This is a genomic window from Acinetobacter tjernbergiae DSM 14971 = CIP 107465 (assembly GCF_000374425.1).
Classification (GTDB): Bacteria; Pseudomonadota; Gammaproteobacteria; order Pseudomonadales; family Moraxellaceae; genus Acinetobacter; species Acinetobacter tjernbergiae.
The window spans coordinates 36,425-50,238 of sequence record NZ_KB894375.1; the positions used below are offsets into that span (position 1 = coordinate 36,425).

The following is a 13,814-nucleotide window of genomic DNA, read 5'->3' on the forward strand; positions in this document are numbered from 1 at the left end:
AGGTCCTTAAACAGTTTGATCATCTTCAAGTTTTTTCTGTGCTTCAGCAACGAGACTTAAAAAGTCTTTGGTCACTTCATCATCGGCGTGATAGCCTTTTTTCTCCCAAATTTGTTGGAATAATTTTTCAGGTGTCGGTGGTTCTAAGCTAATACTTTGCTTGCTCTCTGCATTGCTTTCATTGGAGAGATATTGTCTGGAAATACGGACTAAACGATAACGATCTTTAGGTAGCGCATCCTCAAATTGTTGTCGTAGATTGGGTTGTGGCGGTATCGCCGTATGATATTCAATATCTACATATTCACGGTGGTCGATATTGTCTATGGGTTGATTGGGGAGACTTTTAAGATGCTGCATCACTTCAGTCAATTCACCCTTAATTTTATGCAGTTGAATACTTCGAGGTATCGCTAAAGCTTCAAAGCTAAATGGGACTTCACTTTTTTTAGGATCAATCGTAACTTCAACCACTTGATGTTTATAGTTGATCTCGCTAAATGACAGTGGAATGGGGGAGCCGCTATAACGAATATGAGGATGTTGTACTTTTTGTGGTTTATGCAGATGTCCAAGTGCTACATAATCAATGCTGTCATCGAACAGAGCCGTAGATAGGGCTTCTTCATTACCAATAATAATCGGTCGTTCTGAGTCGGAGGTTTCCCCGCCTTGCATATGCGCATGTGACATTAGAATTAAGGCTTGATCATCAGTTTTACGGCGTTTCGCTTCAGCAATCAGTTGTTGATGTAGGTACGCAATCGCATTTTGGCTGTTGGTGGTGTGCTCATTAAAGCCTGTGATTTCAGCTGAACGTAGGAATGGCAGGGCAATACACCACGCCACGATCTGCTTTTGTTGATCATAAATCGGCAAAATTAAACGTTCTAAATCGAGGCTTTTATCTTGATTCCAGCGAATCACACCGACCGTTTTGGCATTGTATTTTTCTAATAATGGCTCAACTTGTTCAATGCGATAACCTGAGTCATGATTGCCTGCAATCATTAAAGTTTGCATGTGTGGGGCAAGCTCATGTGCATCGGCAAGGAATTGATACAGTTGTTTTTGTGCCTGTGAGCTCGGGTTGATCACATCAAAGATATCACCCGCAATTAATAATGCATGCGGCTGTTTGGCTTTGATCTGCTCAAGTAACCATGCCAAGAATTGTTCATGTTCGTAGTGGCGGGAATGATTATAAAAAAACTGCCCCAAATGCCAGTCAGACGTATGAAAAAAACGCACGGTCATGAAATAGAAAATCCCTATTTTTGAATAGGGATAAGGTAGCATAAATTAAGGATAAAATTTGAGTGGATAAGGCAATTTAACTTTTGTTGTTTGATAATGATTTTAGCTTTGTGCCCAGATAAATTCGCAATTTTCGAAGTTTAAATTCTTTAAATCTTCTTTGGATATGAGAACAGTAAAAACACCTTCATCATTAAATCCATTTTCTCCAATTTGTAGCAAAATGGTTCGATCCGAAAATGTAATGTGTTCAACTTCTTCTTGTCCAGACTGACAATTGGTATAAATACCAAAGATTTTAGATGTGTTACAACCTATAAAACTGTCCCAAACTTGACCATTTTCATTCATTTCTTCTTGTTCATATTCATCTTCTGGTTCTCGGAAACGTTCATCAAATGTTTCTGTATCAGCGAAAATATCCTGAATTAGAACACCTGAGAAAAAATTATCTTCATGCTCTTTTATAACTCTGACTAATTTTTCATTTGGTGTATCTGTGTAAATGACTTTACCTTTGTCATTCATAATATCTGCAAAGAAAATAAGTTGTCCTGTTTTAGGTAAAAGCCCTGATTTGTCAAATGGGGAAAATTGAGTTAAATCGAGTTGTGCTGCAAAACATAAGTCTTCTGGATATTCAGATCCATTTGGTAAATCAACAATTGCTCCGCCATATCGGGATTGCCCTAATAAGATATTCATTTCGGTATGGGCGACATTATTTTCCCTCATCCAACTTGGACTGCCGAGTGATGCTGGATAATATTGTTGGTTGTCTGCTGTGAATCTTATGATTTCAAATATTTGCTTAGTTTTGATCATAAATTTTTCTTAGGATTGAGTTGTAGAGTGAATGAAAATTGAAGTAAGCATAAATCATTGGTAAAGATTTTAGTTGTTCGAAAACACCTGAGTGTAGAAGATTATTATCTAGTATTAATAAAAATCAATGATTCTAGGATAATAAACCTTTATCGAACTCTCAACCAAGAAGTAGTTTTTATGGTGAGAAAATACCTACAAGATGTGCCTTGATCATTCTTAAACGATCAACTAGTTTGGTATCAAAGACATCATTATAAAATGAGGAAATAGAAAATGAGCTTAGGAAAAGTCAGCCGCGAAATCAAGGATCATATTATGTTGATTGGCTTAGACCGAGTGGCAAAACGAAATGCCTTTGATAGCCATATGATTGCGGATTTGTCTTTAGCTTTAACTGAATATGAAAATAATCCTGAATTACGCTGTGCTGTCATTTTTGCACATGGTGATCATTTCACGGCGGGTTTAGACCTTGTTGAATTACAACCCAAAATCCCTCAAGGAATTTTTAGTTTCGAAGAAGGTCAAATTAACCCTTGGGGTGTCGGTGGTCGGCATCGAACTAAACCTGTGGTCGTAGCTGTACAAGGAATCTGTTATACCGCTGGGGTAGAGTTAATGTTGAATGCAGATGTCGTTGTCGCTAGCGAAGACACGATTTTTGGTCAGCTTGAAGTGCTACGTGGAATTATGCCTTTTGGTGGCGCAACCGTACGTTTTGTGCAGGCTGCAGGTTGGCAAAAAGCCATGCCGTATTTATTGACAGGGAAAACTTTTGATACTCAGAAAGCCAATGAACTGAATTTGCTTTCTGAGGTTGTTGCTAAGGGCACAGAGCTTAATCGGGCTATCGAGATTGCCCAAGAAATTTGTATTGCTGCGCCACTTGCAGTGCAAGCATTGTTGGCTTCTGCAACAGATGGCGTGATTTTAGGACAGACGGTTGCTTTTGAAAAAATGGATAATTATCTCAAACCTTTATTTGAATCTGAAGATGCTCAAGAAGGGGTTAGAGCCATGCTTGAAAGACGTCTGCCACAGTTTAAGGGTAAATAAGTCCAAAATTCTATTTTAATCATCAAGTAAAAATACGATAAGTTGATTTAGAGTTTTTAGGGAGGCTATACCAATTTTTTAAAATCTAAATCAACTTGTTGGATTTCGTTCGTGCCATGAAACCAAATATAGACTAGATCTGAAAGCGTATGTTGGTCGTGTACCTGTGGAAGAAAAACTAAATAATCTCCACATCCATTACGGGCGATTGCAATTGCATGTAATGGAAAACCAGTCCATTGTTTCGCAATTTTTGTTTCATGCAAGATATGATTGCATGTGCGTATTTTTCTTTTTTGATTAGATTGATCGAAAAATGGGAAAATTTGCCAGTCATCATCTTGAACAAAAACATCACCACCATTTTCGATCATCATTTTATTTTTAAAAGATGTTGGAAATACAAGGTTGAGTTGTTTCTCAGCCGCTAGAATATATTGTTCCTCAATTGGAAACGCCATGAATTATCTTCGCTCAGGCTTATATTGTGATTGTATTTTTTTCAATGCATGAAATAGGTAGTGGTATCTTTCTGGAGGAAGCCCTAAGCCGAAACTAATTGGTTGATTTGCATCAATTACGATTTGAGCTTGCTGTTTATTGGATGAGTTCGTTGAACGGTTTTCTCTAATTCGACTAACGTCATGCCAATTAAAATATTTTGATTTTCCTATTCTGCCAATTCCAGTAAAAACACGTCCACCTTGTTGATTAATGGTGAGCTCGATTTTACCGAATAGCATCATCAGTGTAAGTGAACCAAAAATGATGGTTCCAATCAGAAAGGGGATACCAAATAAACTTTGTAAAAGGCTAAATTGTTGTTTTGCGATTTGAGTACCATAAATGCCACCCAATGAGCCACCAGACCAAATCAACATAAAGGGTACTAAAAAGAAGGCAATCGGGCTTCTTAGTGTTGCACCCAATTTGATTTCTTGCAGATTGTTTTTATACCAAGTACCACGTGGCGGTTGATTGATATCAAACGCATATGTTGGCGTATCAAAATTCTCTGAAACACGGAAAATATGGTTACAAGCTTGGCATTTCCCCATATCCGTTTGGATATTTATATTCTCATTTATGACGTCAACTTGGCAGTTTGGACATTTCATTTTTATAGGGCTTAACTCGCTTAATTTTATGAATTTTAGTATAGCATTGTCATTTTGCATTCTCATCAATTTCATATCGAGCAAAGACGTAATGATCTAAATTCATGAAATAGTCTTGCCAACAACAGTTATGGATTACACGTTTATTCAGCGTGACAATACCACTTAAAGTTAAAATACTCATTGCAGTTTTATCAAAGTTTTCTATTGCAATATGACCCATAAATGCATTTACAGCACCCAGTGGATGGCATGGCAACGAGGTTTGCAATACGCTGTCGTGAACACTTTTGTTTTAATAGGATAATATTCAATTGAAAGATTTCCTATTTTTCTAAAGTCTTAACTGAACATAGATGTGTATTGCATTGTGAACTTGAAAATTGAATTTCAATAGATATGACATGGTTTATATTCTGATTTTTTATTTTTGAGCATTATAAAAAATAAAAACCGACGATTCGAGTGATGAGAAATCGTCGGTCAAAATCTTTATCAACGGTTTTGGCTGCTAACAAAACCATAATTAAAGATAGAAAGTCATAATGAAAGGTCACCGAAAAATATTGCGGATGCCGTGCAATCAACATTCGGTTGCTGCGACCTTGTACCCTATATAACGCTGCTAGATGTGGATTGGTTGACATAAAAATGAAAAAAAAGTGAAAAAAATTTATAATTATTTTTTGAAGTGAATTAGATTTGGTTTATTTATATGATTTCATTGCGTTTGTACTATCTTTGGTTTTTTATTGTATGCCTAATTTCTAGTCTAGTTGCTGGAGTTATGGCGGCAATTTTACCCAATAGCATTGGTGGTGTACTTACTGCAATACCTTATTTGATTGCAATGATTTTTGTTTTATTTAAATTTCTAAAGCAACAACGTCGCGCACCGACGAGTTCAGAGAAAAGAAGATTTAGCCTCGCATTTAGTTTAATTTTTTGGGGCTACAACTTATGTGGTTTACTACTGGGTTTGTTTATTTTTGCACGTAAAGATCCCGAAGTTTGGCAAAATTTTATCTTATATTTCAAACAACCTGAATTTTTACTGACTGTTTTTGCGATATGGTTGATGATTGCTGCACCGTTATTTTTAATTACGTATTGGTTTTATGGCGCACAAGCACAACGAATGGCGAACAAGATGTTTAAGATGTGAGTAAAGTTCACTTATAATTCACCTGTATTCTGCTAAAACTTTTAATACAATTCATTTTTGATAGATCAATCCATGAAAAAAATGACGGTATTGGTGACAGGTGCAAGTGGATTTATTGGTTCTCATCTTTTACCTTTTTTATTGAAAAATAATTTTCACGTGATTGCGCTGACACGACAAAAAAATAAAGCTTCTCATCATTCAGATTTGACATGGGTAAATCATTTCGATGCAATTACATCAAATGAGATTGATTATGTAATTAATCTCGCAGGAGAAAATATTGGTCAAAAACGTTGGACTGATCAAAGAAAGAAACAACTGATTCAAAGCCGAGTTGATATGACTGAACAGCTTTATCAATGGTTGCAGCAAAAAAGTATTTTCCCCCAATGTATTATTTCTGGTTCGGCAATTGGTTATTACGGGATTGATCCTCAAGAAAAGTGGATGGCGATCTGTGATGAAAATACACAGCCACAAGCAATTTTTATGTCTGAGCTTTGTCAGGCTTGGGAACAAACAGCACTTAAATTCACTCAACAAAATACTAAGATTATCCGTTTAGCTGTTGTTTTTGGTGATGGTGGAATCTTGCCACAAATGTTATTGCCGATTCGATTGAATATGATTGCTAAAATTGGGTCAGGCAAACAACCTGTTGTTTGGATTCATATTCAAGATGTTTTAAGAGCAATTATTTTTTTACTTCAATTACAGGCTGACCAAAAAGTTTACAATTTAGTTGCTCCAGAACAAATCAATCAACAAGGTTTTGCTGATGTTGCTGCACGAGTTTTGAAACGTAAACCTTTTATGACAATGCCTAAATGCGTGTTTGAATTAGCATTAGGGGAGCAGTCACAATTGATTTTAAATGGCCAATATGTAACGCCTCAGGCATTATGCAGTCATGGTTTTAAATTTCAGTATCCCAATTTAGAGCAAGCCTTAACTGAAATTTTATTGGGTCACTAAATTTTGTTTCTTCAAACGACTTGGTGAATATGCACTTGGGTCAACAATTGGTGCTTGTTTTAAAATGAGTTGGCGTAACAATTGCGCTGAACTAGCACCCATGCATAGACCATTGCGGAAATGCCCGAAATTTGCCCATAAGTTGGCTATATCAGGCATTTCACCAATATAAGGAATTCCCTGAGGTGAACTAGGACGTAAACCTGCCCAGCGGCTCACGATGGGGAATTGTTTTAACTCAGGCACCATATCTAAACATGCGCTTAAAATATTTTGCTGTGTTTGCTCATCCACAGCCGTACTAAAACCACAGTCAGCCATACTCGAACCACAGACAATATGACCATCTTGACGTGGAATGAGATACATCACACGGTTCATACACATGGTAGGTAACCAGTTTTCAGGTGTTTTGAACAGCAGCATTTGCCCCTGTATGGGATGCACAGGAATTTTTCGATGTATGTGTTCTTCCCAATATTGACTCCATGCGCCTGAGGTCAGAACAACATGATCAGCATGAAAAACTTGACCGTTTGGGGTTTGTATCCCGTGTACCATTTTATTTTTAACAATCAGTTGATCAATCGGGCAGTGTTCAAAAAAACGAACGAAAGGATGCTGTTTAAGATAGCTGATGAGAGATTGTAATAAACGAGGATTACGTACATTCGACAGTTGCGGAAAATGGATGGCTTGTTGAAATTTTTCTGAAATATGCGGATTAATTTGTTCAAGTTGTTTGCGATCTAACAAATCACACTGCTGCATGGCTTCTTGATATTGATTGGCATAGTTCAGCCCTACATCAAAGTCTTCCTGATCGAAAATCAGCATGCCTGTATTGTGGATTTGAAAATCAATCCCCGTGATAGGCAGAAGTTTTTCATTCCACATTTGATACAGCGATTTACCGTATTGTGCAAGTTGGTTCACTTCTGGTGCATAACGCCACGGATACATCGGGGAAAGAATTCCACCACCTGCCCATGAAGCAGCTTGACCTGCTTGTTGTTGATCAAAAATATCAACAGAGCAGCCTTGTTCAGCAAGTTCTAATGCTGACATCAAGCCGCTAATACCCGCACCAATTATGGCAATATGCATACTTTAGCCCAAGTTCAAGAAAATTAATCCTGAAATTTGATACTCGGAGACGTCATCCGCAACCTGCGTGGTATAAACAAGATAATGTTTTTGCAATAAAATTAAATAAATGCAAGAAATGAACAGGTTTTGCGGATGACAATGGTTTTGCCTACTTTTGTCGAAACAAAAGTAGGGCGAGCCTGAGCAAACCAAAGCGACTAAAGCTTTGGTATAGCGCAAGACGAAGTTGCTTATCCTGAAAATAAGATGAGAACTCAGCAAGACTCTGTTGTATATATTATCATATTAAAATCAATTAGATATTATCTCATCTCTTTGAGTTTACGTGCAGCATCTTCGGCAAAATACGTCCAAATACCATCTGCACCCGCACGACGACAGCACATCAATGACTCTAAAATCACGCTTTCAGATAACCAGCCATTTTGAATCGCCGCTGCAAGCATGGCGTATTCACCGCTGACTTGGTAGATAAAAGTCGGCACACCAAAAGTATCTTTCACTTCACGGACGACATCCAGATAAGGCATACCCGGTTTTACAATCACCATATCTGCACCTTCCTGAATATCAAGTGCAATTTCATGCAATGCCTCGGCACGATTGCCAACATCCATTTGATAATTATATTTATTTGCACCTTTTAAATTACTTGCTGAACCCACTGCATCACGGAAAGGGCCATAGAAGCTTGAGGCATATTTTGCTGAATACGCCATGATATTGGTATAGATAAAACCATTCTGCTCAAGTGCTTGACGAATCGCACCAATGCGTCCATCCATCATGTCACTTGGTGCAACGACATCAGCACCCGCTTGTGCATGGCTGAGGGCTTGTTTGACTAGGCATTCAACCGTTTCATCATTTAAAACATAACCAGTTTCATCAATGATACCGTCTTGACCATGTGTGGTATAAGGGTCAAGTGCACCATCGGTAATCAGTACCATTTCTGGTAATTCTTTTTTCAGTAAGCGACATGTAGTTTGAACCAAACCATCTTCATGCCATGCAGCTTCCGCTGTTAAACTTTTGTCTTCTTGTGGCGTTACTGGAAATAAAGCAAGCTTTGAAACGCCAAGCTCGAGCAAGCCTTCTGCTTTTTTGAGTAATAAATCAGCAGATAGACGCTGTACATTTGGCATGCTTGGAATATCTTGAGTTTGTTGTTGTCCTGGTAATACAAATACTGGATAAATCAAGTGATTAGCTGTGAGTTGTGTTTCGCTGACCATGGCACGAAGTTGGTCATTTTTACGGATACGGCGCATGCGAGTCGCAGGAAAAGCAGGACGATTGAACGTATAAGTCATAACAATCTCGGTGTTCAGTATTACACTATAGGAATAATTGAAGTATTTAAGTCATGCTAGGGAGAACTTAGCGGCTAAGTTCAATTAAATATCCTCGCTATTGTAGCCCCATAATTTTAGATTTGTACAAAATAATGGGATGTTTATCGTTCCTTTGGATTCAGGCAGCGTATGAATGATGTAAAGAAAAACTGGACAGGCAATATTCAGTTAGGTGCTAAAGCCGATCATGACGTGGTATTAAAGCAGCTTTGTAAAGCATTTAATTCTTCACCATTTTTTAAGCATTGTGGCATGAGCATGCGCGTTGTTGATGATCAAATTGAAGGTTATATCGAAATGCAGCCTGAGTTGGTTGGTAATGTTGCCTTCCAAATTTTGCATGGTGGTGTTGCTGCGACCTTACTGGATAGTATTGGTGGTGTGGTTGCAATGGAACAACTGTATCGCCGTGCAACTCCAGAAGATCTTCCTGACACGATTAAAAAAGTATCGCGTTTAGCAACTGTGGATATGCGTGTTGATTATCTTGCACCTGGTCGTGGGCAGTTTTTTACGGCACGTGCGGAAACATTACGTTTAGGACGCAAAGGCTGTACCATGCGTATGACCATGCTCAATGATGAAGCTAAACCAATTGCAACAGCAATTGCTTCTTACGCATTCTAAGTACAGTATTCGATATGAAAGCGTCTTTTGACGCTTTTTTATTGTTTAAATGAAAGTGAAGTAAAAAATAATTATCAAAATATAAGAATTGAACGCATCAGTTATTTTTTTTATTCTCGCCATATGATTTTTTATCGTTAAAATGCGATTTAAATTTTTGTTTGTATTTTGATCTTAGGTTTTAACAATTGGTTAAGTTAAAAAAACTAGACTGATCGGCTGATTAAACCAAAAGTTAAAAATCCCTTTAATTTTTCAGGAATAACATATGACTGACGCCCAAGCTAATCAACAAGATATTGCTGCTAATTCGGCATCAGATGATGCAATGAAAGCAAAACGTAAAAAGTTTTTAGGATTTTTCGCACTTATTCTTATCCTTGCAGCAATTTTGTATGCTATTTGGGCGTTGTTCTTTAACCATGCTGTTAGTACCGATAATGCCTATGTTGGGGCGGAAACGGCACAAATTACTTCAATGGTCAGTGGGCAAGTCGCTGAAGTTTTGGTGAAAGATACGCAACAAGTGAAAAAAGGTGATGTGTTAGTACGCCTTGATGAGCGTGATGCCAAAATTCAATTGGCACAAGCACAAGCCGAATTGGCAAAAGCGCAGCGTCAATACAAGCAAAGTCAAGCCAATAGTAGCTCATTGAATTCTCAAGTTGTGGTTCGCAATGATGAAATTACCAGTGCGCAGGCACAAGTAACTAAAGCACAAGCAGATTTTGATAAAGTTAACTTAGAATTAAAGCGTCGTAATGAACTTGCTGCTTCAGGGGCAATTTCTAAAGAAGAATTGAGCAAAGCGCAAAGTGCTGTATCGACAGCACAAGCAAGCTTAGATTTAGCCCAAGCGGGTTTGGCGCAAGCAACTTCAAGCCGTAAAGCCGCAGAAAGTACACTTGCGGCAAATGAAGCATTGATTCAAGGGGCGAATGAAGCATCAACACCTGATGTCTTGGTTGCAAAAGCACATGTCGAGCAGGCTATGCTTGATCTAGAACGTACCGTTATTCATGCGCCTGTTGATGGTGTGGTGGCGCGTAAAAGTACTCAAATTGGGCAACGTGTTGCACCTGGGACTGTGATGATGTCAGTGGTGCCTGTCGCTGCACTGTATGTCGATGCAAACTACAAAGAAAGTCAACTTGCTAAAGTGAAAGCAGGGCAGAAAGTAACGTTGCGTTCAGATCTGTATGGTGATGATGTGGTTTATCATGGGACAGTACAGGGCTTCTCTGGCGGGACAGGTGCAGCATTTGCCTTGATTCCAGCACAGAACGCGACAGGAAACTGGATTAAAGTAGTACAGCGTTTGCCTGTACGTATTACGCTTGATCCAAAAGAACTTGCAGAACATCCATTGCGTGTAGGGTTGTCGATGCAAGCGGACATTGATCTCGCATCGAAGTAATCAGCCATGAAAACGCAGAATCCTTTTGCAGAACTCAGCGGTGGGCGATTACTGCTTGCTGCTTTTGTCATTGCACTTTCAAATTTTATGGTGGTACTCGATACCACCATTGCCAATGTTTCAGTGCCTCATATTACAGGTAACTTAGCTGTTTCCAGTTCACAAGGGACGTGGGTGATTACCTCCTACGCCGTTGCGGAAGCCATTTGTGTTCCTTTAACGGGTTGGTTGGCAGGGCGGTTTGGTACAGTCAGAGTTTTTGTCTTTGGACTGATCGGCTTTACCATCTTTTCATTTTTATGTGGTTTAGCAACCTCATTAGAAATGTTGGTATTTTTCCGTATTGGTCAAGGACTTTGTGGTGGTCCACTTATGCCACTCAGTCAAACCTTGTTAATGCGAATTTTCCCACCAGAAAAACATGCACAGGCAATGGGGCTTTGGGCGATGACAACCGTCATTGGACCGATCTTAGGACCAATTTTAGGCGGACTGATTAGTGATAATCTGTCTTGGCACTGGATTTTCTTTATTAATATCCCTGTTGGAATTTTCTGTGTTTTAGCTGCAATTCGTTTATTAACCGTTGCTGAGACTAAAACTGAGAAATTACGAATAGATGCAGTTGGTTTAGGTTTGTTAGTCCTGTGGATTGGTGCTTTACAATTGATGCTAGATCTCGGGCATGAACGAGATTGGTTTAATAGCACCAGTATTATTGTATTAGCATTGACAGCAGTGATTGGTTTTATTGTCTTTATGATCTGGGAACTGACGGAAAAGCATCCTGTGGTCAATCTGTATGTGTTCCGACACCGTGGTTTTGCAGTTTCTGTGCTTGCACTCGCTTTTGGCTTTGGTGCATTTTTTGGCAGTATTGTTTTAATTCCGCAATGGCTACAAATCAATTTGGGCTATACCGCGACATGGGCGGGGTATCTAACTGCAACCATGGGGTTTGGTAGTTTAACCATGTCACCGATTGTGGCAAAACTTTCGACTAAATATGATCCACGAGCATTGGCAAGTTTTGGTTTGGCTTTGTTGGGTACAGTGACAATTATGCGGGCATTTTGGGTCACGGATGCGGACTTTATGGCATTGGCTTGGCCACAAATATTGCAAGGTTTTGCCGTACCATTTTTCTTTATCCCACTCTCCAATATTGCAATGGGTTCGGTTTTAGCTCAAGAAATGGCATCAGCCGCTGGTTTAATGAATTTTTTGAGAACGATGGCAGGAGCGATTGGTGCTTCAATTGCAGTAACAATTTGGGATGATCACACGAAGGTAGCACGTAGTGAAATGGTGAATAATTTGCATCCACAAGAAGTGCAAAATACGTTGCTTCAAAATGGTTTTTCACCTGATGCAACACTAGCAACCATTGCAAATTTAGTTGATAAAGAAGCGATTACTATGTCAGCAAATCATGTGTTTATGCTTCTGGCAATTGTGTTTATTTTTGCGAGTGCGTTAATTTGGATGAGTCCAAAACCGAAACCGATTATAGGTGGACCTGCACCACATTGATTTGAACGAAAAGATCGTTATTTCTGTTCTAAAAACTCTCGGATCTATGCATCCGAGTTTTTTATTTAAATTTGGTCTGAAGGTTCATTTAGCCCTTTTAATCGAGTCTGAAAGCTTCTTTTTGATGACTTATACGATCTAATATAATATTTGTAGATCTTCAGAATAGAAGCACAATGATTGGGAATTTTATTTCAATCATTTAAACTTAAGTATTAGAAAAATATCTATTGATACCTGATGTAGATCATCTCTTAAATTCTGTTTAAAAAATAAGTATATTTTTACATTTTCACAACTTCCCATATACATGCGATGCAAGTTAAAAAATATTTTGATCTGTAAAATTAGAGACGTCATCTTTTTCTATTGCGATGGACTCTATATTTTACTCGCTGGCTATTGATGGCATGCATAAATATGAGTTCACATAAATGGTAATAGTAAGTTCCTATGTCTAACCTGTAGCTAAGTTTGAAAAATGAGTCAGTCAAATTTCATTTCCACAAAAGTGGTTCATCTAAAAATGTGATTCGGATTGTAAGCTCATTTTGATTCTTTAAATCATTTATTTTAAACGGCAATCAACGTCTTATGTTTTCTCCTTATATTCATGCATTTGCATTGTTTTTTTCATTATTGAATCCCTTTTTAATGAGTGTTTACATGGTCGGGATGATCCGTAACACCGATGTAAAAGTCTTTAATAAAGCCCTGATTCAAGGAAGCCTGATTGCTTTTGCTGTTTTTGCATTATTTGCATGGGGAGGTGAGAATATTTTTAGTCGTTATCTAAATGTACGCTTTGAATCATTCCAAATTTTTGGTGGATTAATTTTCCTTGTTATTGGTTATCGTTATGTATTTCAGGGTGCTGAAACAATTGGGGAAATGCGAGGTGCTCCTGAGCATTTGGCAGGAACGATTGCCATGCCGTTTATGATTGGGCCAGGTACGATTAGTGCTGCAGTTGTAACCGGTGTAAGTGTTCCATTCACAGGTGCAATCGCTGTTATTGCGGTTACGCTTGCACTGACGTGTAGTATTTTAATTGCGATGAAATATGGGCATGATCATTTACGTTATAAACATGCCAAGCACATTGATCGTTATTTTGACATTATGGGGCGTTTATCTGCTTTACTGATTGGTACGATTGCGGTTGATATGATCGTCAATGGTGTTATGGGATTGATGCAATCAGCAAATTTGCATTGAGTTTTTTGATATGTAATTTTGTATATATGGTATTTATTTTTGAAATGTATTTTTATTAAATTTCAGTAAATTCAATAAAAATACTGTTAATGTAATCGTTCTGAAATAATCCCCCGAGATACCATAAAAATCGTTGATGATGTTTTATG

General features: G+C 38.2%; 15 protein-coding genes. 7 read left to right on the plus strand and 8 right to left on the minus strand.

All coding sequences use genetic code 11. The features are described 5' to 3' along the window. Positions 1-6: 6 nt before the first annotated feature. Entirely contained in the window at positions 7-1,257 is a 1,251-nt protein-coding gene (locus C502_RS0115320) for an exonuclease SbcCD subunit D (RefSeq protein WP_018679674.1), read from the minus strand. A 102-nt stretch (positions 1,258-1,359) separates the two neighbouring features. Further along, positions 1,360-2,082 (minus strand): DUF1963 domain-containing protein, encoded by a 723-nt coding sequence (locus C502_RS0115325; RefSeq protein ID WP_018679675.1) that lies wholly within the window; start codon positions 2,080-2,082, stop codon positions 1,360-1,362. A gap of 276 nt (positions 2,083-2,358) precedes the next feature. On the opposite strand from C502_RS0115325, the gene C502_RS0115330 reads away from it, so the two are divergent. Further along, positions 2,359-3,141 carry a crotonase/enoyl-CoA hydratase family protein gene (locus tag C502_RS0115330; protein WP_018679676.1) on the plus strand — a complete coding sequence of 261 codons (783 nt, stop codon included), beginning with the start codon at positions 2,359-2,361 and terminating at the stop codon, positions 3,139-3,141. 65 nt (positions 3,142-3,206) lie between these two features. Here the strand turns inward: C502_RS0115330 and C502_RS0115335 are convergent, their stop codons facing one another. The 4 genes from C502_RS0115335 to C502_RS19165 form a co-directional block, all read right to left on the minus strand. Beyond that, entirely contained in the window at positions 3,207-3,602 is a 396-nt protein-coding gene (locus tag C502_RS0115335; RefSeq protein ID WP_018679677.1) for an SMI1/KNR4 family protein, read from the minus strand. Between the two features lie 3 nt (positions 3,603-3,605). Then, entirely contained in the window at positions 3,606-4,259 is a 654-nt protein-coding gene (locus C502_RS0115340) for a hypothetical protein (RefSeq protein WP_023274742.1), read from the minus strand. 49 nt (positions 4,260-4,308) lie between these two features. Further along, positions 4,309-4,530 (minus strand): hypothetical protein, encoded by a 222-nt coding sequence (locus C502_RS18420; RefSeq protein WP_023274741.1) that lies wholly within the window; start codon positions 4,528-4,530, stop codon positions 4,309-4,311. A 166-nt stretch (positions 4,531-4,696) separates the two neighbouring features. Next, complete coding sequence (locus tag C502_RS19165; RefSeq protein ID WP_026315819.1) at positions 4,697-4,906, minus strand: hypothetical protein; 210 nt, start codon at positions 4,904-4,906, stop codon at positions 4,697-4,699. 68 nt (positions 4,907-4,974) lie between these two features. On the opposite strand from C502_RS19165, the gene C502_RS0115355 reads away from it, so the two are divergent. Continuing rightward, the gene (locus C502_RS0115355) at positions 4,975-5,424 is read left to right on the plus strand and encodes an ABZJ_00895 family protein (RefSeq protein WP_023274740.1); all 450 of its coding nucleotides are present in this window, start codon (positions 4,975-4,977) and stop codon (positions 5,422-5,424) included. Between the two features lie 72 nt (positions 5,425-5,496). Further along, on the plus strand, positions 5,497-6,402 hold the full coding sequence (locus tag C502_RS0115360) for a TIGR01777 family oxidoreductase (RefSeq protein WP_018679682.1): 906 nt from the start codon (positions 5,497-5,499) through the stop codon (positions 6,400-6,402). Here the strand turns inward: C502_RS0115360 and thiO are convergent. Both thiO and hemB read right to left on the minus strand, forming a co-directional pair. After that, positions 6,388-7,509, minus strand: coding sequence for a glycine oxidase ThiO (gene thiO, locus C502_RS0115365; protein WP_018679683.1), 1,122 nt, complete (start codon positions 7,507-7,509; stop codon positions 6,388-6,390). The two genes, C502_RS0115360 and thiO, sit on opposite strands and share 15 nt — an antisense overlap. Before the next feature lie 305 nt (positions 7,510-7,814). Further along, positions 7,815-8,828 (minus strand): porphobilinogen synthase, encoded by a 1,014-nt coding sequence (gene hemB, locus C502_RS0115370; RefSeq protein WP_018679684.1) that lies wholly within the window; start codon positions 8,826-8,828, stop codon positions 7,815-7,817. 171 nt (positions 8,829-8,999) lie between these two features. Here hemB and C502_RS0115375 point away from each other — a divergent pair, with 171 nt between their 5' ends. The 4 genes from C502_RS0115375 to C502_RS0115390 all read left to right on the plus strand — a co-directional run bounded on the left by C502_RS0115375 (position 9,000) and on the right by C502_RS0115390 (position 13,665). After that, positions 9,000-9,497: a thioesterase family protein gene (locus C502_RS0115375; protein WP_004663409.1), complete on the plus strand. Its 498-nt coding sequence runs from the start codon at positions 9,000-9,002 to the stop codon at positions 9,495-9,497. A gap of 268 nt (positions 9,498-9,765) precedes the next feature. After that, positions 9,766-10,914 (plus strand): HlyD family secretion protein, encoded by a 1,149-nt coding sequence (locus C502_RS0115380; RefSeq protein ID WP_018679685.1) that lies wholly within the window; start codon positions 9,766-9,768, stop codon positions 10,912-10,914. A 6-nt stretch (positions 10,915-10,920) separates the two neighbouring features. Continuing rightward, positions 10,921-12,447 (plus strand): DHA2 family efflux MFS transporter permease subunit, encoded by a 1,527-nt coding sequence (locus C502_RS0115385; RefSeq protein WP_018679686.1) that lies wholly within the window; start codon positions 10,921-10,923, stop codon positions 12,445-12,447. Between the two features lie 594 nt (positions 12,448-13,041). Then, on the plus strand, positions 13,042-13,665 hold the full coding sequence (locus tag C502_RS0115390; protein ID WP_023274739.1) for a MarC family protein: 624 nt from the start codon (positions 13,042-13,044) through the stop codon (positions 13,663-13,665). Positions 13,666-13,814 lie beyond the last annotated feature (149 nt).

Excerpts from the sequence above, each read along its gene's own strand:
- C502_RS0115320 (WP_018679674.1), bottom strand. The coding sequence starts at position 1,257 with ATGACCGTGCGTTTTTTTCATACGTCTGACTGGCATTTGGGGCAGTTT.
- C502_RS0115325 (WP_018679675.1), bottom strand. The coding sequence starts at position 2,082 with ATGATCAAAACTAAGCAAATATTTGAAATCATAAGATTCACAGCAGAC.
- C502_RS0115330 (WP_018679676.1), top strand. The coding sequence starts at position 2,359 with ATGAGCTTAGGAAAAGTCAGCCGCGAAATCAAGGATCATATTATGTTG.
- C502_RS0115335 (WP_018679677.1), bottom strand. The coding sequence starts at position 3,602 with ATGGCGTTTCCAATTGAGGAACAATATATTCTAGCGGCTGAGAAACAA.
- C502_RS0115340 (WP_023274742.1), bottom strand. The coding sequence starts at position 4,259 with ATGAAATGTCCAAACTGCCAAGTTGACGTCATAAATGAGAATATAAAT.
- C502_RS19165 (WP_026315819.1), bottom strand. The coding sequence starts at position 4,906 with ATGTCAACCAATCCACATCTAGCAGCGTTATATAGGGTACAAGGTCGC.
- C502_RS0115355 (WP_023274740.1), top strand. The coding sequence starts at position 4,975 with ATGATTTCATTGCGTTTGTACTATCTTTGGTTTTTTATTGTATGCCTA.
- C502_RS0115360 (WP_018679682.1), top strand. The coding sequence starts at position 5,497 with ATGAAAAAAATGACGGTATTGGTGACAGGTGCAAGTGGATTTATTGGT.
- thiO (WP_018679683.1), bottom strand. The coding sequence starts at position 7,509 with ATGCATATTGCCATAATTGGTGCGGGTATTAGCGGCTTGATGTCAGCA.
- hemB (WP_018679684.1), bottom strand. The coding sequence starts at position 8,828 with ATGACTTATACGTTCAATCGTCCTGCTTTTCCTGCGACTCGCATGCGC.
- C502_RS0115375 (WP_004663409.1), top strand. The coding sequence starts at position 9,000 with ATGAATGATGTAAAGAAAAACTGGACAGGCAATATTCAGTTAGGTGCT.
- C502_RS0115380 (WP_018679685.1), top strand. The coding sequence starts at position 9,766 with ATGACTGACGCCCAAGCTAATCAACAAGATATTGCTGCTAATTCGGCA.
- C502_RS0115385 (WP_018679686.1), top strand. The coding sequence starts at position 10,921 with ATGAAAACGCAGAATCCTTTTGCAGAACTCAGCGGTGGGCGATTACTG.
- C502_RS0115390 (WP_023274739.1), top strand. The coding sequence starts at position 13,042 with ATGTTTTCTCCTTATATTCATGCATTTGCATTGTTTTTTTCATTATTG.